Origin of the sequence: Marinobacter sp. KM021 (assembly GCF_050707965.1) — a bacterium.
In the GTDB taxonomy this organism is placed as follows: domain Bacteria; phylum Pseudomonadota; class Gammaproteobacteria; order Pseudomonadales; family Oleiphilaceae; genus Marinobacter; species Marinobacter shengliensis.
Genome location: NZ_CP136129.1, coordinates 1740830 through 1764501, shown reverse-complemented (window position 1 = coordinate 1764501; position 23672 = coordinate 1740830). Strand labels below are relative to the sequence as shown.

20 protein-coding genes are annotated in these 23672 nt (G+C 58.6%); 5 read left to right on the top strand and 15 right to left on the bottom strand.

Features of this window, described 5'->3' with window-relative positions; genetic code table 11:
* Window positions 1–67: 67 nt before the first annotated feature.
* Window positions 68–994, top strand: coding sequence for a flagellar protein MotY (locus RVM24_RS08325; protein WP_374787705.1), 927 nt, complete (start codon window positions 68–70; stop codon window positions 992–994).
* Between the two features lie 15 nt (window positions 995–1009).
* Here RVM24_RS08325 and RVM24_RS08320 read toward each other — a convergent pair whose 3' ends face one another.
* Window positions 1010–1936: a histone deacetylase family protein gene (locus RVM24_RS08320; RefSeq protein WP_072676983.1), complete on the bottom strand. Its 927-nt coding sequence runs from the start codon at window positions 1934–1936 to the stop codon at window positions 1010–1012.
* A gap of 207 nt (window positions 1937–2143) precedes the next feature.
* Here RVM24_RS08320 and RVM24_RS08315 point away from each other — a divergent pair, with 207 nt between their 5' ends.
* Complete coding sequence (locus RVM24_RS08315) at window positions 2144–4891, top strand: GNAT family N-acetyltransferase (RefSeq protein ID WP_374787704.1); 2748 nt, start codon at window positions 2144–2146, stop codon at window positions 4889–4891.
* 15 nt (window positions 4892–4906) lie between these two features.
* Here RVM24_RS08315 and rdgC read toward each other — a convergent pair whose 3' ends face one another.
* From rdgC to RVM24_RS08275, 8 genes are all read right to left on the bottom strand, one after another.
* Complete coding sequence (rdgC, locus tag RVM24_RS08310) at window positions 4907–5833, bottom strand: recombination-associated protein RdgC (protein WP_072676985.1); 927 nt, start codon at window positions 5831–5833, stop codon at window positions 4907–4909.
* 99 nt (window positions 5834–5932) lie between these two features.
* Complete coding sequence (locus RVM24_RS08305) at window positions 5933–6133, bottom strand: DUF2788 domain-containing protein (RefSeq protein ID WP_058090221.1); 201 nt, start codon at window positions 6131–6133, stop codon at window positions 5933–5935.
* Between the two features lie 26 nt (window positions 6134–6159).
* On the bottom strand, window positions 6160–6930 hold the full coding sequence (gene yaaA / locus RVM24_RS08300; RefSeq protein ID WP_072676986.1) for a peroxide stress protein YaaA: 771 nt from the start codon (window positions 6928–6930) through the stop codon (window positions 6160–6162).
* Between the two features lie 12 nt (window positions 6931–6942).
* A complete protein-coding gene (locus tag RVM24_RS08295; RefSeq protein ID WP_374787703.1) occupies window positions 6943–7176 on the bottom strand; it encodes a glutaredoxin family protein in 234 nt (77 codons plus the stop codon).
* Window positions 7176–7928: a YciK family oxidoreductase gene (locus tag RVM24_RS08290; protein ID WP_374787702.1), complete on the bottom strand. Its 753-nt coding sequence runs from the start codon at window positions 7926–7928 to the stop codon at window positions 7176–7178. The genes RVM24_RS08295 and RVM24_RS08290 overlap by 1 nt, the downstream gene beginning before the upstream one ends.
* Before the next feature lie 65 nt (window positions 7929–7993).
* Window positions 7994–8659 (bottom strand): HAD family hydrolase, encoded by a 666-nt coding sequence (locus RVM24_RS08285; RefSeq protein WP_374787701.1) that lies wholly within the window; start codon window positions 8657–8659, stop codon window positions 7994–7996.
* Window positions 8649–9365 (bottom strand): bifunctional 2-polyprenyl-6-hydroxyphenol methylase/3-demethylubiquinol 3-O-methyltransferase UbiG, encoded by a 717-nt coding sequence (gene ubiG / locus RVM24_RS08280; protein WP_061333132.1) that lies wholly within the window; start codon window positions 9363–9365, stop codon window positions 8649–8651. The genes RVM24_RS08285 and ubiG overlap by 11 nt, the downstream gene beginning before the upstream one ends.
* Before the next feature lie 23 nt (window positions 9366–9388).
* Entirely contained in the window at window positions 9389–10717 is a 1329-nt protein-coding gene (locus RVM24_RS08275; protein ID WP_374787700.1) for a TRZ/ATZ family hydrolase, read from the bottom strand.
* Window positions 10718–10911: 194 nt separating this feature from the next.
* Here RVM24_RS08275 and mtnA point away from each other — a divergent pair, with 194 nt between their 5' ends.
* On the top strand, window positions 10912–11967 hold the full coding sequence (gene mtnA / locus RVM24_RS08270) for an S-methyl-5-thioribose-1-phosphate isomerase (RefSeq protein ID WP_061333134.1): 1056 nt from the start codon (window positions 10912–10914) through the stop codon (window positions 11965–11967).
* On the opposite strand, the gene RVM24_RS08265 is transcribed toward mtnA, so the two are convergent.
* The 4 genes from RVM24_RS08265 to RVM24_RS08250 form a co-directional block, all read right to left on the bottom strand.
* The gene (locus RVM24_RS08265; protein WP_138436155.1) at window positions 11956–12714 is read right to left on the bottom strand and encodes a helix-turn-helix domain-containing protein; all 759 of its coding nucleotides are present in this window, start codon (window positions 12712–12714) and stop codon (window positions 11956–11958) included. The genes mtnA and RVM24_RS08265 overlap by 12 nt on opposite strands.
* A 5-nt stretch (window positions 12715–12719) precedes the next feature.
* Window positions 12720–14894 carry a carboxy terminal-processing peptidase gene (locus RVM24_RS08260; RefSeq protein WP_431475240.1) on the bottom strand — a complete coding sequence of 725 codons (2175 nt, stop codon included), beginning with the start codon at window positions 14892–14894 and terminating at the stop codon, window positions 12720–12722.
* A 266-nt stretch (window positions 14895–15160) separates the two neighbouring features.
* The gene (locus tag RVM24_RS08255) at window positions 15161–17311 is read right to left on the bottom strand and encodes a 3-hydroxyacyl-CoA dehydrogenase NAD-binding domain-containing protein (protein WP_431475239.1); all 2151 of its coding nucleotides are present in this window, start codon (window positions 17309–17311) and stop codon (window positions 15161–15163) included.
* Between the two features lie 29 nt (window positions 17312–17340).
* Complete coding sequence (locus RVM24_RS08250; protein WP_431475238.1) at window positions 17341–18549, bottom strand: acetyl-CoA C-acetyltransferase; 1209 nt, start codon at window positions 18547–18549, stop codon at window positions 17341–17343.
* Between the two features lie 190 nt (window positions 18550–18739).
* On the opposite strand from RVM24_RS08250, the gene RVM24_RS08245 reads away from it, so the two are divergent.
* Entirely contained in the window at window positions 18740–19003 is a 264-nt protein-coding gene (locus RVM24_RS08245; RefSeq protein WP_058090209.1) for a late competence development ComFB family protein, read from the top strand.
* Between the two features lie 2 nt (window positions 19004–19005).
* On the opposite strand, the gene RVM24_RS08240 is transcribed toward RVM24_RS08245, so the two are convergent.
* Window positions 19006–21471 carry a DUF349 domain-containing protein gene (locus RVM24_RS08240; RefSeq protein ID WP_431475237.1) on the bottom strand — a complete coding sequence of 822 codons (2466 nt, stop codon included), beginning with the start codon at window positions 21469–21471 and terminating at the stop codon, window positions 19006–19008.
* 146 nt (window positions 21472–21617) lie between these two features.
* On the opposite strand from RVM24_RS08240, the gene RVM24_RS08235 reads away from it, so the two are divergent.
* A complete protein-coding gene (locus RVM24_RS08235) occupies window positions 21618–22112 on the top strand; it encodes a regulatory protein RecX (RefSeq protein WP_431475236.1) in 495 nt (164 codons plus the stop codon).
* Window positions 22113–22133: 21 nt separating this feature from the next.
* Here RVM24_RS08235 and mltF read toward each other — a convergent pair whose 3' ends face one another.
* Entirely contained in the window at window positions 22134–23666 is a 1533-nt protein-coding gene (gene mltF, locus RVM24_RS08230; RefSeq protein ID WP_286921706.1) for a membrane-bound lytic murein transglycosylase MltF, read from the bottom strand.
* Window positions 23667–23672 lie beyond the last annotated feature (6 nt).

Sequence of the window (23672 nt, the reverse complement as noted above, 5' to 3'; positions counted from 1 at the left end):
GTAATCATTTTGATCGCCGTTAAACAGTCATGTTGAAAACAGACCCGGTTTTCGAGGCGCTCTCACAATGACTTATTCGCTTCGCCATATACTTCATCAAAAGCTGGCAGCTGCAGGCGCGTCGGCTTTGTTTGCAGTGGCGGCTACGCCTGTTTTGGCGACAAGCTACGGTGCCGGCATTGAGAACAGCCAGTGGTACCTGTCGGAATCCGTGTTTGAGTGTTCTCTGGTACACGAGGTACCGGGATACGGCAGGGCGGTTTTCCGCCATCGGGCCGGCGAAGCGTTGAGTTTCTATCTGGAATCCGACATACCGGTGATGCGCCCCGGTCGCGGCCAGCTAGTGGTGGAAGCGCCAGCCTGGCGTCCTGGCGTGGCGCCCCGGGCCATCGGCTCGGTAACGGTCTCTGACCAGCCCAGGGCGGTCACGGTCAGCAGTCGTGAGGCAACCCTGATGACTCAGGGTTTGTTGCAGGGGATGCGCCCGACCGTCACACGAGCCGCCCGTTATGATGACCGGCCCGTGCGGGTTCAACTTTCCAACGTTAATTTCTCAGGCCCGTACTCGGGCTACCGGGAGTGCGTATCCAGCCTGCTGCCGGTGAACTACGACCAGATTCGTCGTTCCCGAGTGCCGTTTGTCAGCGGCAGTACCAGCCTGTCTGATACCGACAGGCAGCTGCTGGATAACATCGTGACCTACGTAATGGCGGATTCCACCGTTGAGCGGATATTTGTGGACGGCCATTCAGACAGTGTTGGCAGCCGCATCGATAACCGGGCGCTGTCCGAAGAGCGGGCGAATGTGGTGGCGGACTATCTGCGATCCCGCGGTATCGATGATGACCTTCTGATTGTGCGTGGGCACGGTGACCAGTTCCCGGTTTCCCGCCGGCATGCGGATAATCGCCGTACCACCATTCGCTTGCAACGGCAGGGCGAGCGGCCGGAGTTACAGCAGGCGAACGGCCCGGGTATGGATTTCTCGGGCTGAATGGAGCGGGACTTCTCAGTAAACCGTGCTGAGCAGGTCCAGGTGGGCGGTGACGCTTTCGGCCAGCGCTTTCAGGTGATATCCCCCCTCCAGAGTTGACACAATCCGGTCATTTGCGTGGTCATGGGCCACGCTGATCAGCATTTCCGTCAACCAGCGATAGTCGTCCACTTCCAGATTCAGTTCTGCCATCGGGTCCAGCTTGTGGCCATCAAAGCCGGCGGAAATCAGTACCAGCTGCGGGCGGAAATCCTGCAATTTCTTAAGCCACGCTGCTTCCACCGCTTTACGGTAGTCCAGAGCTGAGCAGTTGGCCTCGATCGGCGCATTGATAATGTTGTCCGCCTGGCGATGCACATGGGAGTGCGGATAGAACGGATGCTGGAAGCTGGAGCACATCAGTATGCGTTCGTCTCCGCTGACGATGTCTACCGTGCCGTTGCCCTGATGCACATCGAAATCAACGATCGCAACCCGTTCCAGGTGGTGGAAGGTGAGGGCGCGCATGGCCGCCAGTGCCACGTTGTTATAGAAGCAGAACCCCATGGATTTCGAGCGCTCGGCATGGTGCCCGGGTGGGCGGGCGCAGACAAACGCATTGGTTACCTGGCTGCTCATCACCATATCGACCGCCTGGATATTGCCGCCGGCGGCCAATCGGGCGGCGCGCAGGGTATCCGGCATCATGGCGGTGTCCGGATCGGTAAACACCCGGCCCCGGGTAGGCTGCATCATATCCAGCTGTTGAAGGTAAGTCTCGGGGTGCACCGTTAACAGCTGGTCACGGGTAATTTCTTCTGGTCGAACCCAGTCCAGATCCCGTTCCAGGTGAGTGTCTGCCAGATACGCGAGTATGGTGGAGATTCGCTCAGGGCATTCCGGGTGCTCCGGGCCCATATTGTGCTTCATGCAGTCATCGTGGGAAAAAAATGCCGTGGTCATACGTCTAGCCTGAACCCGAATATGCTTATTTTTCCGGCCATGTTATCAGGGAAAACCGAAGTTTGTCGTATTTCTTTGGTCTAATGGTTGTGATATCGGATTTACATCAGGAAATACCCATCTAAGATAAGTTATACATTGATAAGTATCCTGTTTTATTGAGATTCTTATCCATATCTTCGTCGCCCATGGTCAGGGAGAGTCACCTTGAGTACCCGCTATCTGGAAAGCCTGTTCAATCCTGAATCCATTGCTGTGATTGGTGCTTCCGAACGGGCCGAGAACCTCGGTGGTATGGTGCTCCGGAACCTGCTGGGTGGTGGCTATCCGGGCCGCCTGGTAGTGGTCAACCAGACTGACTACGACAACGTGCACGGGGTTCCTTGCGTCAAGAAGGTCTCGAAACTGGATTTTAGCCCGGACCTGGCCATTATCTGTACGCCACCGGATACTGTGCCAAAAATGATTCGAAAGCTCGGCGAATGTGGTGTGCGTACCGCCATTGTGATGACCGGCGGTATGTCACGTACCCACAGTAAAACCGGGCAGCCGTTGATGTATTCGGTGCGGGACGCGGCCCGGGAAACCGGCATTCGGGTATTGGGGCCCAATACCATCGGCCTGATGGTGCCGGCACGTCATCTTAACGCCACCTATGCACACATGGGCGCCATTCCCGGACGGGTGGCGTTTGTGGGGCAGTCCGGCACCATTGCCAGTTCGGTGATTGACTGGGCTTTTGCCCGGGGTGTCGGGTTTTCCTACTTCCTGACACTGGGCGACGGCATGGACATTGATCACGACGACCTGATCGATTACCTGGCCCAGGACACCCAGACCCGCGCTATCCTTTTGCACATCGAAAATATTCCCAATCCCCGCCGCTTTATGTCGGCGGTACGGGTAGCCTCCCGGACCAAACCGGTCATTGCGGTGAAATCCGGCCGGGTGCCGGAGTCGGAGTGGTTCGCCCATGAGTTACCGGCCGGCATCAAGCGCAGTGACCCGATTTACGATGCCATGCTCCAGAGAGCCGGTGTGTTGCGGGTGGACGGCCTGGGCCAGATGTTTGATGCCCTGGAAACCCTGACCCGAATGCGCCCGCTGCGGCGCGAATCGTTGGCGATCATGGCCAACGGGGTTGGCCCCGGTGTGCTGGCGGTGGACCGGTTGGCCGACCTGGGCGGCGAACTGGCGGAACTGTCGGAGCAGTCCGTTGATGCCCTGGCGGAGCTGCTGCCGGCCTACTGGACCCGGAAAAACCCGATCGACCTCAACTACGACGCCACGCCAGAACTTTATGGCAAGGCGATCAAGATTCTCGCCAAAGACCCGAACGTGGCCAACGTGTTGGTGATGTATGCACCAACCCTGATCGAGGACAGCCTGCAGATTGCCGATGCGGTGGTGCAGGCTTCCAAGGGCACACGGCTGAACATTTTCACCTGCTGGCTGGGGCAGAGCACGGTGATGGATTCCCGTGAAGAATTTTATCGTGCCGGCCTGCCGTCGTTCTTCAATCCGGAGAAGGCGGTCATGGCCTTTATGCAGCACGTTCGTCACCAGCGGGTGCAGAGGCTGCTGACAGAAACACCGGAATCCTTCACCGACCATTTCGCCGACCGTGCCAATACCCGGAAACTCGTGGCCCGGGCACTGAGCGATGGCCGGAGGCATCTGTCCAACCGCGAAGCCCGGCGGGTGATCTGTGATTATGGCATCAACACCATCGACACCGTTTACTGTGACGATGTCGAAGAAGTGCTTGAGGTGTTTGCGGTGGAGCGCCGGCCCATTGATATTACGGTGGTGCATGAACAGGGCTGCTTTCCGTTTCTGGACCTGAGCCCTACCCAGCGCCGTTACAAAGGCACGGTCAAAAAGCTCAACAGTGAGCAAGCCATTATCGATAGCTGCCGCTTCCTGATGGATGAGTACAGGGAGCACTTCCCCCGCAGCGGATTTCTCGGTTTTGCCGTGCAGCGTTCGTATCAGCATGTGGGCGGCATTGAATTCAGTGTGGGGATCACTCGGGACAACTTGTTCGGCCCGCTGGTGGTGTGCGGTGCAGCGGGGGCTCAGATCAACATCATGACCGATCGCCAGATTGCCCTGCCGCCGCTGAACATGGTTCTGGCCCGGGAGCTCTTGCGCCGAACCTACATGTACAAGCTGTTGAAAGAGCACAGCCTCAAGCCGGAGGAAGATATCCGGGCGGTGTCGGAAACCCTGGTAACCCTGTCCCAGATCGTGGTGGATATCCCCGAGATCCGGGGCCTGGAGATATCCCCCTTGCTGTTTAACGAGCAGGGTGCAGTGGCGGTGAACATTGCCATTGACCTCGACGACCAGCCAGGCAAGCCCATTATCCAGCCCTACCCGAAAGAGCTGGAAGAGTGGATTGTGCTGCCAAAATCCGGTCGGCGAGTCATTATCCGCCCGGTGCTGGCGGAAGATGAGCCGGCCCACCGTTCATTCCACGAACATCAGTCACCTGAGTCCATTCGTTACCGGTTCTTCCAGTACCGAAAACATTTCTCCCGGGAAGACGTCGCCCAGATGGTGCAGATCGATTACGACCGTGAAATGGTGTTTATCGCCAATGCACCGCGGCTGGACGGTGAGGGAGAGGAAACCCTGGGCACTGTTCGCACCTGGACAGACGCAGACAACCTGCGCTGTGAGTTTGCTGTGATGGTGGACGATCGGATGAAAGGTGAGGGGCTGGGCGTGGCACTGATGCAGAAGATGATCGACTACTGCCGTGCCCGGGGCACCATGGAAATGATCGGCAACGTGCTGGCGGATAACCGCCCAATGCTGAAGTTGGCAGAGCATCTGGGTTTTGAAATCAAGTACAACCCGGAAGAAGAAGTGATGGATCTACGACTGGTGCTGAATGAGCCGGTGAAAGACTGGCAAAAAGAGCGGCTGGGGAAAGGGGGGCACCTGTAAGTACCCCCTTTGGCCTTATTCCTCGACGATGGCAGAGCGGTCTTCACCGCCGAGCGCTTCCAGCAGCCCGGGAATCATTCGGGAGAGTTCCAGGGTCATCAGCGTAAAGGCGGCGTCGAACTTGGCCAGGGCGTCGTCCACATCCACATCATCCAACTGGTCCTGCAGGGTTTCACCGAATTTCAGCCGGCGAATGCCCAATTCTTCGTCCAGAACGAAAGACACGTTGTCATCCCAGGTCAGCGCGAGTTTGGTGACCTGCATGCCGGTTTCCAGGTGGTTGCGAATTTCATCGGCTTTCAGGTCCAGGCCCTTGCAACGCACCACGCCGCCGTCTTCTGAAGGATCCTTGAGTTCGCATTCGCTGCCCAGCACGATATTGGCAGGGTGATCGATGGTTTCCGTCAGCCAGCCGGTGAAGGTGAAGGCAGGTGCCTGCTCTACTGCCGGTGGGCGAACGGGCAGCGAACCCAGGCTTTTTCGAAGGGTGGATGCCAGATCTTCCGCCTGCTTGGCAGAGCCAGCATCGACCACCAGTACACCGTCCTGCGGTGCCAGGTAGGCAAAGCAGCGGCGGTTACGGGAAAACGCCTGGGGCAGCATTTCCAGCATGACCTGCTCTTTGATTTCCTCTTTTTCCTTCTTGCGCACTTTGCGGCCCTGATCCAGCTCGATGGCCTCGGCCCGCTCTTCTACGGCTTCCTTGACCACAGGGCCCGGCAGAATCTTCTCTTCCTTGCGCAGAGCGATCAGGTGGTAACCGTTGGCGCTGTGCACCAATTGCTCACCGTGTTTTCCAAGGGGAGGCACCCAACCCTGGCGGGTGGTTTCCTGGGGGCCGCAGGGCTTGAAAGCATCAGCTTGCAGCTTTTCTTCCAGGGCTTCGGCGGTGATATCAAAGGGCTTGGTGAAACGGAAAATCCGGGCGTTACGAAACCACATTGGGGCTGAATCCTTGCTGTTTGTTCGGAGCGTTGCAAAAGGGCAGAGGATGATACGGCCACACGGTGGTGGCCGTAAAGTGACGGCTATCCGGGCAGATCAGATCTGCATGATCTCTACCAGCACGGTTTTCACGATAAAGCCCACTACGCCGGCGCCCAGCACGGTAAACAGGGCAATGGTGCCGAACTTCCCGGCCTGGGATTTTTTGGCCAGGTCCCAAACGATGAAACCCATCCAGACAATAAGGCCCGTCAGAAACACCAGCATGGCGATCTGGGAGAAGACTGCTTCGTTCATGGTTACTCCGATATCAACAGGTACGGTTAGTGTTCATCCCGCAGGAAAACCCAATTGTTTTTATCGGATTGGTCTTCACTGAAATAATAGCCTTCAAGGTTAAAGCCCTTGAGGTCGTCGGCCTGGGTAATCTGGTTCTGAATGGCGTAACGGCACATCAGGCCCCGGGCCTTCTTGGCGTAGAAGCTGATCATCTTGTACTGGCCGTTTTTCCAGTCCTTGAACTGGGGCGTAATCAGGCGGCCGTCGAGCTGCTTCTTTTGCACACTCTTGAAGTACTCGTTGGAGGCAAGGTTTACCAGCACCTGGTCGTCTTGCGCCAGCAATTCGTTCAGGGCTTCGGTAATCTTGCTGCCCCAGAAAGCGTACAGGTCTTTGCCTCGCTGGTTCTCGAACCTGGTGCCCATCTCCAGGCGGTATGGCTGCATCAGATCCAGCGGCTTAAGCAGGCCGTACAGGCCGGAAAGCATGCGCAGATGCTTCTGGGCGAAGGCGAAATCCTGTTCAGAAAAACTTTCGGCGTCCAGCCCGGTATAGACATCGCCCTTGAAGGCCAGGATCGCCTGGCGGGCATTGTCCGGTGTAAAGGGCGTGTGCCAGGTGCGGAACCGGTCGGCGTTGAGCTGGCCGAGTTTGTCGCTGATGCTCATCAGGTTACTGACCTGATGCGGCTCCAGTTCTTTGAGCTGGTCGATCAGCTCGCAGGCGTCGTCCAGAAAATCCGGTTGAGTGTAGGTTTCCGTCGCCAACGGACTCTCGTAGTCCAATGTCTTGGCGGGGGAGATGATCATCAGCATGTCAGCGGATCCTCATTGCAGAAACGTGAGTAACTGGTCCCTGGTGAACGGCCAGCCCAGCTCCGCGCCGGTGTCGTTACGGCGCAGCACCGGAATGCGTGTGCCGTACCGCTCAACCAGTTCTTCAGACTGGGCTATGTCTACCACATCCACAGGGATCGGCTCCGGCATGGGTGTGCTGACCAAAAGCGCTTCTGCCAGCTCGCACAAATGACACTGGGAAGTGGTGTAAAACAGGAGTTCCATTATTTCTTCGGCTGCGCGTCGATTTGCTGGCCGTTGATACCCTGGCTGTCTTTGCCCATCAGGTACAGGTACACCGGCATCAGTTCTTCCGGCGCCGGGTTCTGGCTCGGGTTTTCCGCCGGATAAGCCAGCACTCTCATATTGGTACGGGTGGCACCGGGGTTCAGACTGTTTACCCGGATGTTGTGGCGGTTGTCATCCAGTTCGTCGGCCAGCAACTGGCTCAGGCCTTCAACCGCAAATTTCGATACCGCGTAGGCACCCCAGTAAGCCCGGGCCTGGCGACCAACGCCAGACGAGGTAAAAATCATGGAAGCATCATCGGATTTACGCAGCAGGGGAATCATCGCCCGGCTGAGTAAAAACGGGGCAGTGGCATTTACCTGCATCACCTTGTTCCAGATTTCTGGATCATAAAGCTCTACCGGGCTGCGGGAGCCCAGAATGCCGGCGTTATGCAGCAATCCATCAAGCCGGCCGAAGTTCTCTTCCAGGGTCATCGCCAGCTCTTCGTATTCCTTGACCGCCGCACCCTCGAAGTTCATCGGCACGATGGCCGGTTGCGGGTGGCCGGCGGCTTCAATTTCATCGTACACCTCTTCCAGCTTGCCTACGGTGCGGCCAACCAGAATGACGGTGGCGCCATGGGCAGCATAGGCTTTGGCAGCGGCGCGGCCGATGCCGCTACCGGCTCCGGTTACCATGACAATGCGGTCTTTCAGAAGATCGGCGGGTGCCTGGTAATCTTGCATAACCTGTCTCCGTGTTCAGGCGGTTACTGGCCAGCTTGGGGCCGGTGATGAAAATGAATCGGCGGCTATTGTAACAGCTTTGCCAGGTCGCTGACGGTATCAACGATGATATCGGCTTGCCACAGGTCAACCGATTCCGGTTGCTCGATGTAGCCGTAGCGAACGGCGATGGTACGCATACCTGCGTTCCGGCCTGCTTCAATGTCCCGTTCGTGGTCACCCACGTAGATCGCCTGTTTCGGCTCTGCGCCAATCTCACGGCATGCCAGGAACAGCGGTTCGGGGTGAGGTTTACGCTCGGTCACATGGTCCGGGCAAATCAGCGTGGCGCATCGTTCTGCAAGCCCGAGGGCTTCGATCAGGGGAATGGCAAACCGGGCGGGCTTGTTGGTGACAATGCCCCAGGGAATAGACCGGCTTTCCAGATCAAGCAGCAACTCGTCCATGCCTTCGAACAGGGTGGTTTCGATGGCGACACCTGCTTCATACAGGTCCAGAAACGCCGTGTGCCTTTCCAGGTAATCCGGGTGTTCCGGCTCCAGGCCAAAGCCGACCCGGATCATCGCCCGGGCGCCGTTAGATACCGAACGCCGGATATGCTCCGCCGGTAAGGCCTCCAGCTTGTGCTGTTGCCGCAGCATATTCAGACAGCGGATGAAATCCGGGGCGGTATCAATCAGCGTGCCGTCCAGATCGAACAGTACGGCTGAAGGGAGAGCGTCAGTCTTCACGAATATCCCGCGCGTGCATCAGGTAGTTGACGTCGACATCCCGGCCCAGTTTGTACACCTTGGTTAGCGGGTTGTAGGTCATGCCGGTGAGTTCCTGGACTTCCAGGCCAGCATGGCGCAAGTGGTCGGACATCTCCGAAGGCCGGATAAACTTTTTCCACTCATGGGTGCCCTTGGGCAGCATGTTGAGCACATATTCCGCGCCCACGATGGCAAACAGGAAAGACTTCGGGTTCCGGTTAATCGTGGAGACAAACATGTGGCCACCCGGGCGCAACATGGCGGCGCAGGCGCGGATAACCGAAGCTGGGTCCGGCACATGCTCCAGCATTTCCAGGCAGGTGACGGCGTCGTACTGGCCGGCATGTTCCGGGTCACGCGCCAGCTCTTCGACGGTGGTTTGCCGGTAATCAACGTTCACGCCCGATTCCAAACCGTGAAGTTTGGCGACTGACAAGGGTGCTTCGCCCATATCGATACCGGTTACATGGGCGCCGCGCAGGGCCATGCCTTCCGACAACAGGCCACCGCCGCAACCGACGTCCAGCACCTTTTTGCCGGCCAGGGCTACCCGCTCGTCAATGTAATTCAGGCGCAGAGGGTTGATGTCGTGCAATGGCTTGAATTCGCTGGTGGGGTCCCACCAACGGCTGGCCAGAGCCTCAAACTTGGCAATCTCGTTCTGGTCTACGTTCTGGTTGCTCATGGTGCTACACCTGGGTGAAAAGGTTAACTGAGAATCTGTTGCCGCCATTCACTGACCCGAAGCATCAGGTCAGGCACGTCGATACGGGTCAGGCGACCGTCCTGTAATTGAGGTACGCCGTGAATCCAGCTGTGGCTTACTGCCCGACCATGGTTGCTGTAAACCAGGTGAGATGCCGGGTCGTAGACCGGCTGCAGGAAGGGGTCGCTCAGGTCCACGGCAATCAGGTCGGCCAGCTTGCCTGCTACCAGGGAGCCCAACTCCTGCTCCCGGCCAAGCGCTCGGGCGCCGTTCAGGGTAGCCATTTCCAGCGCCCGGTGGGCTGACAATGCCGAGGCATCCCCGGCGACCACCTTGGCGACCATGGCTGCGGTTTTCAGTTCACCGAACAGGTCCAGATCGTTGTTGCTGGCGGCGCCATCTGTTCCGATGGTGACATTGATATCGTGGTCCATCAGTTTCTGCACCGGGCACAGGCCGCTGGCCAGCTTCAGGTTGGATTCCGGGCAGTGCACGATGTGGGCCCCTGAGCGCACCAGTTGTTCCAGGTCGGAATCGTCAATCTGGGTCATGTGCACGCATTGGGTATTCCTGCCAAGAACCCCTAGTTCTGCCATCCGGGTAACGGGGCGTGAGCCAGTGGCTTTCATGGCTTCATCTATTTCGAAGGCAGTCTCGTGCAGGTGCAGCTGGATGGCCGCCCCGGTTCTCTCAGCCAGGGCGACGGCGTCTTTCAGCGGCTGATCAGAGACCGTGTAGGGGGCATGGGGGCCAATCGCCGGCATGATGTATTCGTCACCCTGCCATTGTTCGATCAGGGCCGCCCCTTTGCGCAGGTATTCGTCCGGCCCGGAACCCCAGACCGTGGGCATATCCATCAGCGGAAAACAGACCTGGGCGCGCATACCGGCGTCGTGGGCCGCCTGGGCCGTCACTTCCGGAAAGAAGTACATGTCGGAGAAGGTTGTGGTACCGGTGCGCAGCATTTCCGCCATCGCCAGCCGCGTGCCGTCCAGCACAAACGGCTCGCTGACGAACTTGCCTTCGGCGGGCCAGATGTGGTCGTTCAGCCAGGTCATCAGCGGCAGGTCATCGGCCAGGCCCCGGAACAGCGACATGGCGGTGTGACCGTGCAGGTTGATCAGCCCGGGCAGGACCACATGCCGGTCAAGGTTGACGGTCTCGCGGGTGCGGTATTTCAGGTCTGCTTCTGATTGCGACAGCACATCTGCAATGCGGCTGCCCCGCAGGATCACCGCCTGGTGCTCCAGTACAACGCCGAAGGGTTCTACGGGAATCAGCCAGCGGGCGTTGATTCGACTATCGGCTGCAGTGATGGTGTCTGCCGTCATTAACCTGCCTTTGTGTTGTGGGGCTTGGCCAAGCCCTGAAATTCAGCTGCAAAGTATAACCAGCTGCCGATGGCAGAACTACCCCGACGGCAAGGTCATGCCTTGCCAGAAGGGCATTGATGCTCAAACCGGGCAGGCAAACGGGCGCCTTGGCGTTATACTGGCGGCTTTCAGCCACCGGAATGGAGTTGACTATGGCAAAACACACTGCCAATCGATCGATGGGCACCGTGGCTCTGCGCTGGCATGGCGATAGCCTCGAGTTGCTGGACCAACGCCTGCTGCCTGCAGAAGAGCATTGGATTAAAGCGGAAGGCGCTTCCGGTGTCGCCCAGTGCATTACCGATATGGTGGTGCGCGGAGCCCCTGCGATCGGCATCAGTGCCGCCTATGGTGTTGCCCTGGCCGCCAGGCATGCGGGCGCAGGCGATTGGCGGGCAGAGGTGCACAAGGCCATTGACGAGCTGGCGCAATCCAGGCCAACGGCGGTTAACCTGTTCTGGGCTCTTGAGCGCATGAAAGGCGTGTTTGAGCGCTGTGAATCCCTGGCCGAAGCCACCCGTCAGCTGGCCGCCGAAGCAGTGCGCATTCATGAGGAAGATCTGGCGGCGAACCTTGCCATGGCGGACCATGCGCTGGAGGTCATGGCGCCTGAAAAGGCCATGTCGGTGCTGACGCACTGCAACACCGGTGCCCTGGCAACCGGCGGCTATGGCACGGCGCTCGGCGTGATACGCCGGTTGCACGAGGAAAAGCTGCTGAGCCGGGTGTACGCGGACGAAACCCGGCCCTGGTTGCAGGGCAGCAGGCTGACGGCGTGGGAACTCACCCGCGACAAAATTCCGGTCACCCTGAACGCCGATGGCGCAGCGGCGGCCATCATGGCTTCCGGCAGAGTTAAGTGGGTGATCGTTGGGGCCGACCGGATTACCGCCAATGGCGATGTGGCGAACAAGATAGGTACATACAATCTGGCCGTTCTGGCCCGCCATCACAAGGTCGGTTTCATGGTGGTGGCACCCTCCAGCACAGTGGATATGGCGCTGGAGTCCGGCCAGGATATTCCTATCGAAGAACGTGATGGCACCGAGGTGCGGGAAATTCGGGGAATTCCGCTGGCACCGGCTGGCGTGGAGGTGTTCAACCCGGTGTTTGATGTGACGCCAGCCAGCCTGATTGATGCGATTGTTACAGAAAAAGGCGCTGTCAGGAATCCGAACATCACCGGTATGCGTGCATTATTTGCTTGAGGGCGCTTTTTTCTCTGTAGGTCCGGAGGGCTGCAGGCTTGCCTTCAGCTCCTCCATCTCGGCTTCCTGCTGTTCGATAAAGTGCATCGACATCTCGAAGCTATGGCGGGTGAACTCCAATACCTTACGGAACCCCTCGTCCGAGAGATTGCGGGCGTCATCGTGGCGCCGGAAGATATTGATAAATTCCCTTTCCCGCTCGAACTGCAGGGGAATGCGGCCGATGCCCCAATCGTTCAGAATCTGCCACACCTCCGGATTATAGTTCCGGGTGGTACGCATGATGAACGGAATGGGGTCGTTCCTGGCGATCAGCGCCGCCAGGCGCAGAATCAGCTCGAAAGACAGGGTAGAGGTGCCGTTTTCGATGGCCTCAAGCAGGGACTTATCCTTGAGATTCAGCGCCTCGCTCATCTCAGACAGGGTGAGGCCGGCCACCTCCCGGATGTCTTTCAGGGACTGGCCGGCAGCGAGCATGGTTCGCAGCTGGTCCTGGGAATTGACCAGGGCCCGTCCCACCCGCAATGAGGTGTCGGTGGCCCGGGCACCCAGGCGGAGTGCCGAGCCGGTAAAGCCCACAATGCGATCGATAATGCCGTCGGAGGTTTTATTCCGGCCGCCGGGCTGTTCAATGCTTTCCACCTGCTCCATGGAACGCATGGCATGCAGGGCGTCCAGCAGCATGTCCTGCAGGACGCGGGCCCGTTGGCTGCTTTCCGGTTGATCCTTCGTTGCCCGGTCAGCCATGGCGATTATCTGGCTTCAGCCTTGGCGGCAAATTGTGTTGGCTTCAGGATAGACGCGGTACGCTGATCAAGCTCGAGCAGGTCGGCCATGATATGACCACCCTCGCGGATCACGAAGTCCAGCTCTTCATCGGTGCTGTCGAGATCTGCGGCCTGTTCGTCCTGCCATTGTTCCAGCTCTTCCAGGGTCTTGAACGGCTCTTCTCCGCGCAGTTCCCGACGTGCGTTGGCAATGGTCAGCCGAGTTCTCTCAATCTGTTCGTGGTGTGCCTTGCGTTCATCCATATTGAGGCTGACGTAGGTCATTTCACGTTGCTTGGTCAGGAACTCAATTTCCTGCTCCAGCAGGCTGAATTCGGGGCTGGCCGAGAAACGGGCTTCATGGCGCTTGCGCAGCTCGTCAATAACACCGCTGAAATCAAAGTACCGGGTGTGGGGCACGGCTTCGATCTGGTCCCAGGGCAGGGCATGATCCAGCGCGTCTTCGCCAATTCGCGACGTGTCGACCCGTGACGGAATCTCGATATCCGGAATGACACCCTTATGTTGGGTAGAACCACCAGACACCCGATAGAACTTGGATTGGGTGATCTTCAGCTGGCCGTGGTTTAGTGGCCGCACGGCTTGAACCGTACCCTTGCCGAACGTCTGAGAGCCCACCACCAGGCCGCGGCCGTAATCCTGAATGGCGCCGGCAAAGATCTCCGAGGCCGAGGCACTCATGCGATTCACCAAAACCACCAGGGGGCCGTCGTAGGCAACCGAGGGGTCTTCGTCGTTAAGAATCTGCACATCATTATTGGCGTTACGAATCTGCACGGTGGGGCCCTTGTCGATAAACAGGCCTACCAGGTCATTGGCCTCATGCAGGGCACCGCCACCGTTGTTGCGGAGGTCCATGACGACGCCGTCAACACCTTGTTCCTTGAGATCGTCCAGAAGCCTGCGAACGTCACGGGTCGTGCTCTTGTAGTTGGGGTCACCGGCCTGCATGGCCTGGAAGTCGGCGTAAAAGGTCGGAATGGTGATCACGCCAACACGGTAGGTTTCGCCGGAACGGTCCAGCTCGATGATGTCCTTGCTGGCGCTTTGTTCTTCCAGTTTGACTTCATCCCGGCTGATGGCAATGGTGCGGGTGACGCTCTCGTCGGCGGCGTTGGCAGGGATCACTTCCAGGGTAACGGTGGAGTTACGGGGACCACGTATCAGGTCAACCACCTCGTCCAGACGCCAGCCAATGACGTTTACCGGCTTTTCGCCCTCCTGAGCCACGGAGATAATACGGTCTGCCGTTTGCAGTTGGCCCTGCTTGGCGGCGGGGCCACCCGGCACCAGGCGAACCACTTTGGTGTATTCGTTGTCGGATTGCAGGACCGCACCGATGCCCTCAAGTGACAGGCTCATATTGATGTTGAAGTTTTCAGACGTGCGCGGTGAGAAATAGGACGTGTGCGGGTCCCACATGCCGGCAAAGGCATTCATATACGCCTGAAACGCATCCTCGCTGCGGGCCTGGTAGGCGCGTTTCAGCTGACCTTCATACCGGCGGCGCAGGTTGTCTTTGATGGTGTCGTCTTCCGTACCGTTCAGGCGCTGGGCCAGTACGGCATTCTTGATTCGCTTGATCCAGAGGGCATCGAGGGCTTCCTGGTCTGGTTCCCAGTCGGCCTTGGAGCGATCCACCCGAATGCGCTCATCGGTGTTGAAATCAAGCTCATCCAGGCCGTTATCAATAACGTTCAGGGCAAACTGAAGCCGCTCGATGATGCGCTGCTGGACCAGGTTGTAGATCTCGAACCCTGGCTGAAGCTGGCCTGTTTTCAGGGCGGAACCGAGCCGGGATTTTGCCTTGGCGAGCAGGTCGATATCCTGTTGGGACAGATAGATGCGCTGGCCATCCAGGTATTTCAGGTACGCATCGAAAACATCGCCAGACAGTTCATCACTGATGCCAAGATTACGAAAATGTGTGAATTGCAGTTGGCGAGCGATCAGGATGTTGGCCCGGGCCTGGTCAATGGTTGGGGCCACAGGCTGGTAAACCGCCGTGTCGTCAATTTTTGCCTGCGCGACGGACATGCCAGACATCAGCAAAGAGAGTGTCAGTGCTGTGCAAGCGCCCACCCTGCTGGCTCTGGATGGCTTGGTGTGACGCTGCATGAGTTTTTCCGCAATGGCCATAAATGCATACCTGACGATACTGGACGGCTGAACAATCGGATTTCAGCCTAACATGTTCAGACGCCGATGACTGTGACGACGGCTCTGACCCGTAATGAATTTATTGTAGGCAACCGCTACACCTGTTGCCATAGGCCATGGGTATCGCTTCGTGACAATATGTCCATATACGTTGCTGCCTATCTTTTCAGATTGGGGCAGGTTGCAGGAAGTAAGGAGGAGGGGGCGTAAAATGGCCGGAGGAGGAATCCCTCCGGCCGGTTGGGTCAGGCGAAGGACTCGTTGTTTTCTGCCTTCTGCAGAAGCAGTGCTGGTGGCGTGAAGCGCTCACCATACTGGTCCGCCAGCTGCTGTGCCCGTTCAGCGAAAGCACGAACTCCATACTGGTTGACGAACTGGATGGCACCGCCCGTCCAGGGGGCGTAGCCGATGCCGAAGATGCTGCCAATGTTGGCATCTTCCACGGTTCTCAGCACGCCTTCCTCGAGACAACGGATGGTCTCGATCGCCTGCATGAACAGAATGCGGTCTTTCAGGTCCTGCAGCTGGGCGCTGCGAGCCTTGGCCTGGTCTACGAACAGGTTCTCCAGTTCCGGCCACAGGTACTTTTTACCTTTCTCCGGGTACTCGTAGAAACCGGCACCGGCGGCTTTGCCCTTGCGACCATGGGTGTCGACCATGGCATCGATGACCGCTTCGGCCGGGTGTGGCTGCCAGGTGCCGCCGGCGGCTTCGGTGTCTTTCTTGCTCTGCGCGCGGATGTGCTGCATCAGCGTCATGCTGACTTCGTCGGAGATCGCCAGTGGCCCCACCGGCATGCCGGCCAGAAGCCCTGCATTCTCGATACTTGAGGGATGAATGCCTTCAGCCAGCATACTGATGCCTTCGTTCACGAACGTACCGAACACTCGGGAGGTGAAGAAGCCGCGGCTGTCGTTCACCACAATGGGGATCTTGCCGATTTGCTGCACGTAGTCGAACGCCCGAGCCAGGGTGTCATCGGAGGTTTTCTCGCCAACGATGATTTCCACCAGCTGCATTTTGTCCACCGGGGAGAAAAAGTGCAGACCGATGAAGTTGTCCGGCTTGGCAGAAGCCTTGGCCAACTGGGTAATGGGAATGGTGGAGGTGTTGGAGGCAAAGATGCCGTTGGCCACCATTTTCGGCTCGGCTTCCTGGGTTACCTTGGCTTTGAGATCGCTGTCTTCAAAGACTGCTTCGATGATCAGATCGCAACCTTCCAGATCGTCGGCGGAACCCGTGGCTTTAATGCGGGCCAGCACCTCGTCTTTCTGGGCTTCGGTCATGCGGCCGCGGCTGACTTTCTTGGCCAGCAGGTTTTCGGAGTAGCGTTTGCCTTTCTCCGCGTTTTCCACGGAAACATCCTTCAGCACCACCTCAATGCCGCGGCTGGCGGTGGAGTAGGCAATGCCGGCACCCATCATGCCGGCACCCAATACCCCGACTTTCTTGAAAGTTTCTTTTTCAACACCGTCCGGGCGGCTGCCGCCAGCCTTGATGGCGTTGAGCTGGAACCAGAAGGTGCCGGTCATGTTCTTGGCCACCTGACCGGTGGCCAGCTCGGCAAAGTAACGGGTTTCAATCAGACTGCCGTTGTCGAAGTCCACCTGGGCGCCTTCCACGGCGGCGGCCAGAATCCGCTCAGGGGCAGGGTAACAGCCCTTGGTTTTTTGCTTGAGCATCGCGGGTGCGATGGCCAGCTTCTGCGCCATGGCAGGATGGTGCGGGGCGCCGCCGGGGAATCGGAAGCCTTTCTGGTCCCAGGGCTGCTGGCACTTGGGGTTGGCTTCGATGAAGGCCCGGGCCTTGGCGATCATGTCGTCCGGTGAGCTGGCCAGTTCATTCACGATTCCGGCTTTCAGGGCTGCTTTGGGGTTAACCTTCTTTCCTTCCATCAGGAACGGGAAGGCGGCTTCCAGGCCGATCATCCGGGGCAGACGCTGGGTACCGCCACCGCCGGGTAGCAGGCCCAAGGTCACCTCTGGCAAGCCCAGTTGGGTGCGGTCGTCATCAATGGCAACGCGGTGATGGCAGGCCAGGGCAAGTTCCAGGCCACCACCCAGAGCGGTGCCGTTGATGGCAGCCACCACAGGTTTGCCACAGGTTTCCAGCACTCGCATGTCGGCTTTCAGGCCGTTGACCATGTCTTCGAATTCTTTGGCTTGCTCGCGGGTGACTTTGTACAGTTCGTTCAGGTCGCCGCCGGCGAAGAAGGTCTTCTTGGCGGAGGCGAGAATGATACCTTTGATGTTGTCCAGGTCACCTTTGACCTTATTGACGGTGTCGGTCAGGGCGGTCCGAAATTCGCCATTCATGGTATTGGCGGACTGGCCTGGCATGTCAATGGTCAGGGTCAGAATCTGGTCTGAACCCAGGTCGTATTGGATGGCACTCATGGTCGGTTCCTTTTTTTTGAAAGTGGTGTTCAGACGCGCTCGATGATGGTGGCAATGCCCATGCCGCCGCCCACACACAGGGTGGCCAGGCCGTAGCGCAGTTCACGGCGTTCCAGTTCATCCAGCAGAGTGCCGAGGATGATGGCGCCGGTAGCACCCAGCGGGTGGCCCATGGCGATGGCGCCGCCGTTTACATTCACTTTCTCGTCCGGAACGGACAGTTCTTTCTGGAAGCGCATCACCACCGAGGCGAAGGCTTCGTTCACTTCAAACAGGTCGATCTGGTCCACGGTCATCCCGGCTTTCTCCAGTGCCTTGCGGGCAGCCGGGGCCGGGCCGGTGAGCATAATGGTGGGGTCGGTGCTGGTAACGGCAGTGGCTACGATGCGGGCGCGTGGCTTGAGGCCAAGTTCCTTGCCCTTGGCTTCGCTGCCAATCAGCATGGCGGTGGCACCGTCGACAATGCCGGAGGAGTTGCCGGCGTGGTGCACGTGGTTGATCTTCTCCACGTAGTGGTATTTTTCCCGTGCTACGCCGTCAAAGCCCATCTCGCCCATCATCTGGAACGAGGGCTTGAGGCCGGCCAGGGATTCCACGGTGGTGTTGCCGCGCACGTGCTCGTCGCGGTCCAGGATCACCACGCCGTTCTGATCAGTAACCGGCACGATGGATTTGGCAAAGTACCCCTTTTTCCAGGCATTGGCGGCTTTTTGCTGGGATTTCACGGCAAAGCCATCGACATCTTCACGAGTGAAGCCTTCCAGAGTAGCGATCAGGTCGGCGCCGATACCTTGAGGCATGAAACCTGTATGCAGGTTGGTTTCCGGGTCGGTCGCCCAGGCGCCGCCATCGGAGCCCATCGGAACGCGAGACATCGCCTCTACACCACCGGCAACCACCATATCTTCCCAGCCGGAACGCACTTTCATGGCAGCCAGGTTAACGGCTTCCAGGCCGGAGGCGCAGAAACGGTTCAGGGTAACGCCGGCCACTTTCTCATCCCAGTCGGCGGCGAGTGCGGCGGTTTTGGCAATGTCGGCACCCTGGTCGCCCACGGCGGTGACGCAGCCCATCACGATGTCGTCCACCTGGGCGGTATCCAGCTGATTGCGCGCCTGCAGCGCTTTGAGCACGGTGGTCAGCAGGCTGATGGGTTTGACGCTGTGCAATGAACCGTCTTTCTTGCCGCGGCCGCGGGGGGTGCGAACGGCATCGAAGATGTACGCCTCGGTTGTCATGGTTGTTCCTCTGTTGATTGTTTTCCGGGCACGTTAGATTCAGAGCAGTAACCATAGCGGTTACTCGCTGCGCTGGGTAATGACAGGCGCTGCCAATCCCATTGGCTAAATTGCTCAGTCACAATGACAGCAGGCGGTTCGCCTTCTATGTTGAAGAGTAGATCATCAGCAAGCAGGCATAGGTGTGGTTATGTCACTGAGAGACGCGATCGACAACTTCTACGAACGGCTGGTGCTGGACGCCATTGATGCCACTCGGCAGGAAACGGACACGGCGGATTACCTGACAGACGTGATGTGTGTGGCTTTGAACCGGTTGCCCGCCCGCTACTATCGGCACACGATTGATATGATGTTTTATCTGGCGGATGAAGAGTTGAAAGAGATGAAACAAAAATCCCTGGCCGCGGTGAAGCAGGCCAGGGATTTTGTCAGTGAGCACCAGCGGGACTGAGTTCAGTCTGACGCAAGCATGGCATCCAGCGCCCGGTTCAGACGGTCGGCATTTTCCGGCGTTACATCATCGCCGCCAGGCTGGCTGCACCATAGGGCCACCAGTCGTTCCAGCTCTTTGAGCGGCGTTTCGGTCTCACCATTACCAAGCCCCTCTGCCAGCCTCTGAACCTGAATTTCCATCCGGCGCTGCTGGTCCTGTTCCGGAGTGGGTGCGCCCGCCAGAATTTCGGCCCGTATGGCCAGATCTCTGCCAGCTAATCGGTCGGTCCCGTTGCACAATTTGGCCCAATGGGATGGCAGGGCATCGTCGGCCAGGCGTCCCTGGGCCTTGTCGGTGATCAGCGTTTTCCAGGACTCGAGAGTATTGGCCATTGCTCTGGCCTGGGCAATCCTGTCCAGCCGTTGCCGCAGCTGTTGAACCCGTTCTTTAACCTCACCCGAAAGCCCGCCGCCGGCAATCTGCTTTACCGCACCCCGGGCGTCACTCAGCACGGCGTCATCGGCTTCTGCGCCCAGGTGTTGGTATTGGGCCAGCACGGCCTGTGCGGCCTGGTCCGCCTCTTCTGCCGCCTGCTGACGTGCTGAACGCTGGGCATCCCGGCGCGCAAAAATCTGGTCACAGGCTTTGCGGAATGCCTGCCACATTTTGCGATCTTCCCGGTGGCGGGTAATGCCGATGGCTTTCCATTCGGTTTGCAGTGCCTTCGCCTGCTCCATGGCTTCCTGCAGGGGTTCGTGCTCGATCAGTGCCCTTGCGCGGTCAACAATGGTCTGCTTCAGGGCTTCGTTCTTCAGGCGTTCATCGTCAAGAGGACGTTCCAGTTTTTTGAGAAGCTCGTCGAAACGCTTCTGAACCAGGCGATTGTCTTTGAAATCCACCGGCCAGGCGCTTTTCCATTCCTGACGGGCGGTTTGGTGAATGCGCTCGGCCGCCTTCCAGTCGATGGCCGACCAGTCTGCATTGGCCAGGAAATGCTCCAGTTGGTCACAGATCGCTTCCCGCGTGTGCAGGTTGGCCTGTTTCAGGTCCGATTTTGCCTCAAAGTAGGCTTTGCAGGGCTCGTAAGCTGTATCGGACGCCGCTTTGAAACGACTCCAGAGCGACCGGTCGGATGAGCCACCCAAGTCGCGCCATTCGTTCTGCAGTTCTTTGATGCGCTCGGCTTTGATCTCCGGCTCAATGGGCTGATCCGCCAGGTGCTCCATCTGTTCACAGAGGGCGAGTTGTTTGGGTTCTGTCGCAAACCCTTGCCAGTCGCTCAGCTCTCGGAACTGGCCGGTGAGCAGTTGCATCCTGGCCTGAAGCTGTTTGCGCTGGCGACCGTCCAATTGTTGGAACTGGTTCTGGGCGAGCTTGAGCAGCTGCTTGGATTCCTTGAACTGCTTGGCCTCGAGGGCCGATTCCAGCTTCGGAAGGGTGTTGTGCAGTGCCTCGGCGGCGGCTTTCTGCTCGTCCCGGTTGCCGCCGGCCGGCTGAGCTGGCCGTGGTTTGCCCGCCAGTTTGCGAACCGGCGCAAGCTCAGCTGGCTGGGGGAAGTCTGATGGCCACTCAATTTCCTTCAGCAGCGCCAGGGCTTTCTGACGATGGCCATCGTCAGCCTCTTCAGTACCTGCTACCTGTGTTAGTTCTGAGAGAGTGTCCCTGGCCTGTGTAAACCGTCGAACCGCACTGAGATAGTTGCGCAGTGCCAGCATTCTCGATTCGTAATCTTTTTGCTCCTGCTTCTCTACCTGGGTATCCCGGGTGGCTTCCAGCCATCGGTTTTCCTGGGTCTTCTGCAGGGCATCCAGGGCGGATAGGGAGGGTAGGGTGCTGGATTCCTGGGAAGTCAGGTCGTTCAGGGTCTGCTCAAGCAGGGCCAGTGTCTCTGAGCGTTGAAGCGCCTGTTCCCGGTGGCGTGCCTCCTCCTGCCGCGCCTGTTCCATCTGTTTCAGGCGCTCCCGGCACTGGTGCACGGCTTCCAGAAACTGCTGGGATTGCTCTGCTGTGGCGCTTGACTGGACCTCACTCCAGTTATCCTGCAGTGCCTCCAGCCGCGCCTGATAGAGCTTGAGGTCTTCACTGGCGGCCTGGTCTTCAGCCTGGCCGATCAGGGTTTTGATTCGCTGGCGAACGGCGGCTTCGGCAGCTTGCTGTGCCTTCAGGCTTTGAAGGCTCTGCTTGACGGCCTGGTAAACACTTTTGTCCCGGCCCTTGGCCTGTTTCTGGACCTGCTGTAGCTGGGTCTCATCTGTAAGAGCGGCGGCAGCTTCAAGTCGGATGGCTGCGGTCACCCCGTCAATCGCCAATGTGGTCAGTTGGGCCTGGTCCGGGTTGCTTCCGAGTTGTTGTTCCTGCTGGTTTTTCAGGAGTTGCCTGGTTTCTTCCTGTGAGGGTTGACTGGGTTCAGATTTTGCCGGTGTCCGGGGTGCGGTTGCCGGGTTGGCCTTGCGAGACTTGAACAGTTTCTGAATGAATGCAGCCATACAAAGGTATCCTTCGGGATTGAAACCAGTCAGCAGTGGCGGCAAAGTGGGCCGCCACCGTTCATCGGCTCACAGGCGTGGGCCGGGTAGTTGAAAGAATCGGCCGCTAGTCTAGCGTTTTGGATGCATTTGCGGGAAGGGGCTTTATGGCAAAACACGAAAAAGATCAGGACCCGGAATACAAAGCCCGCTCTGCGGCACTGCGCCTGCTCGCCCGCCGAGAGCACAGTCGTTACGAGCTGGCATTAAAACTGCGGCAACGGCATATTGAAGGCGATCTGATTGATACTGTTCTCGACGAGTATGAGCACGAAGGCTGGCTGAGCGATCAGCGCTTTGCCGATGTGTATGCCCGGCAGAGAATGGACCTTGGCTATGGGCCCTTGAGGATTCTGGCAGAGCTGCAACAGCGGGGCGTTCATTTCACTCCGGAATGTCTCGATGAAGTCTCAGAGGAAGACTGGTGCCAGCGGGCTGTTCGCTTGCGTGCCAAACGTTACGGTCTGGGGCGGCTGGACGATGATTTGCCGGAGAAGCTACGGCAGTCACGATTCCTGAGTCGCAGAGGCTTCTCCGCGACTCAGGTAGAGCGGGCGCTGGAAGCACGTGAGGAAGAATGGGGCGATGGGCTCTCGTGGTGAGTCTGGGGAGCAACTGCCCACTTACAGAGTGGGTGGAATCATCCCCAGCTCCGGCGGCAAGGCTGCCCGCAAATCCGGCCCCGGCGTCTCAGGTGATTCTGTCTGTGCGGCTGCTTCTTCAGACTGCCGATCAAGCCACACCACTTCCTGATCAGCGTCAGGTTTGGGTTGGTCGGGCTCCGTGATGCGGGTGAGTACATCGTAATACCGGCGAATGTTCTGAACGTACACCACCGGTTCGTGGCCGCGGGCATAGCCAAAGCGGGTTTTGGTGTACCACTCTTTCTGGGCCAGCAGCGGTAGAAACTCTTTAACATCCATCCAGCGATCCGGATTTCTTCCGGCGGATTCCGTCAACCTTCTCGCATCTTCCAGGTGGCCGAACCCGACATTGTAAGATGCCAGGGCGAACCAGGTGCGGTCGGGCTCCGGAATACGCTCGGGGATCTTGGCGTGCACCATCTTGAAATAGCGGGCGCCACCTTCAATGCTCTCTTCAGGATCAAGGCGGTTGTTGATGCCGATGTAGCTGGCGGTGGTGCGGGTGAGCATCATCAAGCCCCGAACCCCGGTGGGTGACACTGCGTTCGGGCGCCAGTGGGATTCCTGGTAACCGATCGCAGCCAGCAGTCGCCAGTCGAGGTCAATGTCTCTTGCGTAATTCTGGAACAGCGACTGGTACTTCGGCAGGCGATTTTCCACGTGGTGCATAAATGTGCGCGCGCCCACATAGTTCAAACGGTCGAGGTGGCCGTAAAAGCGTTCTGCCAGTTGGGCCATCGAGCCATTGCCCCTGGCCCGCTCCAGAAAATCTTTGGCAGCGTTTGCCAGCGTTTCGTCCTGGGCGATCGGGAACAGCCACACCAGGTCTCTGGGCTCACCTAGAGCAAAGCCTTCCTTGACCATCGGAAAGTAGACATGGTTCAGGTCCAGCTCATTCGATGAAACGGCAGCGTAGGCAATTTCTCCGGTTTCAACCCTCGCCAGCAGCCCCGCAGCATCCAGCCCAGGATGGATGTGCCGGTGAACCTGGGTGCCTTCCGGGTCATCGGCAATCAGGTGCTCATGGTTGCTGTCAGCGAGCAGGTGCAGGGTTTCACCGCCAAGGTCGGCCAGTGAGGCTGGACGGGGGAAATCACGGTTATAAACCACAACCGATTGCGCCTGCACGCCGATGGGAACTGCGCGATACCTGCTTTCAAAATCGGGTTGCTCCGCCATGCCGGCGAGGCCGATGTGGGCGTAGTTACGCGAGAGTACGGAGAGAATCTCGGTATTGTCTTCGGCCACCCGCACACGCAGTTCGACCCCCAGTTCTTCAGCGAACCGGCTGGCAAGCTCGTAATCGTATCCGGTTGGTGCGTCTCGGCCCTCGTAGTAGATGGAAGGCGCTACGCGGGTAATCACGTGAAGCACACCCACGTCCCTGACCTCCTGGAGCGTGGTCGGGCGGGAACAGCCGGTCGCGGACAATGCTGTGGTCAACACTAACGCCAGCGGAAAACTGGTACTGCGAAGATGCCTGAAAAATCGCGACAAATCCCTGATCTCCATATAGCT

Coding starts and splice junctions, on each gene's coding strand:
- RVM24_RS08325 (WP_374787705.1), top strand. CDS start 68: ATGACTTATTCGCTTCGCCATATACTTCATCAAAAGCTGGCAGCTGCA.
- RVM24_RS08320 (WP_072676983.1), bottom strand. CDS start 1,936: ATGACCACGGCATTTTTTTCCCACGATGACTGCATGAAGCACAATATG.
- rdgC (WP_072676985.1), bottom strand. CDS start 5,833: ATGTGGTTTCGTAACGCCCGGATTTTCCGTTTCACCAAGCCCTTTGAT.
- RVM24_RS08305 (WP_058090221.1), bottom strand. CDS start 6,133: ATGAACGAAGCAGTCTTCTCCCAGATCGCCATGCTGGTGTTTCTGACG.
- yaaA (WP_072676986.1), bottom strand. CDS start 6,930: ATGCTGATGATCATCTCCCCCGCCAAGACATTGGACTACGAGAGTCCG.
- RVM24_RS08295 (WP_374787703.1), bottom strand. CDS start 7,176: ATGGAACTCCTGTTTTACACCACTTCCCAGTGTCATTTGTGCGAGCTG.
- RVM24_RS08290 (WP_374787702.1), bottom strand. CDS start 7,928: ATGCAAGATTACCAGGCACCCGCCGATCTTCTGAAAGACCGCATTGTC.
- ubiG (WP_061333132.1), bottom strand. CDS start 9,365: ATGAGCAACCAGAACGTAGACCAGAACGAGATTGCCAAGTTTGAGGCT.
- RVM24_RS08275 (WP_374787700.1), bottom strand. CDS start 10,717: ATGACGGCAGACACCATCACTGCAGCCGATAGTCGAATCAACGCCCGC.
- mtnA (WP_061333134.1), top strand. CDS start 10,912: ATGGCAAAACACACTGCCAATCGATCGATGGGCACCGTGGCTCTGCGC.
- RVM24_RS08265 (WP_138436155.1), bottom strand. CDS start 12,714: ATGGCTGACCGGGCAACGAAGGATCAACCGGAAAGCAGCCAACGGGCC.
- RVM24_RS08260 (WP_431475240.1), bottom strand. CDS start 14,894: ATGGCCATTGCGGAAAAACTCATGCAGCGTCACACCAAGCCATCCAGA.
- RVM24_RS08255 (WP_431475239.1), bottom strand. CDS start 17,311: ATGAGTGCCATCCAATACGACCTGGGTTCAGACCAGATTCTGACCCTG.
- RVM24_RS08250 (WP_431475238.1), bottom strand. CDS start 18,549: ATGACAACCGAGGCGTACATCTTCGATGCCGTTCGCACCCCCCGCGGC.
- RVM24_RS08245 (WP_058090209.1), top strand. CDS start 18,740: ATGTCACTGAGAGACGCGATCGACAACTTCTACGAACGGCTGGTGCTG.
- RVM24_RS08240 (WP_431475237.1), bottom strand. CDS start 21,471: ATGGCTGCATTCATTCAGAAACTGTTCAAGTCTCGCAAGGCCAACCCG.
- RVM24_RS08235 (WP_431475236.1), top strand. CDS start 21,618: ATGGCAAAACACGAAAAAGATCAGGACCCGGAATACAAAGCCCGCTCT.
- mltF (WP_286921706.1), bottom strand. CDS start 23,666: ATGGAGATCAGGGATTTGTCGCGATTTTTCAGGCATCTTCGCAGTACC.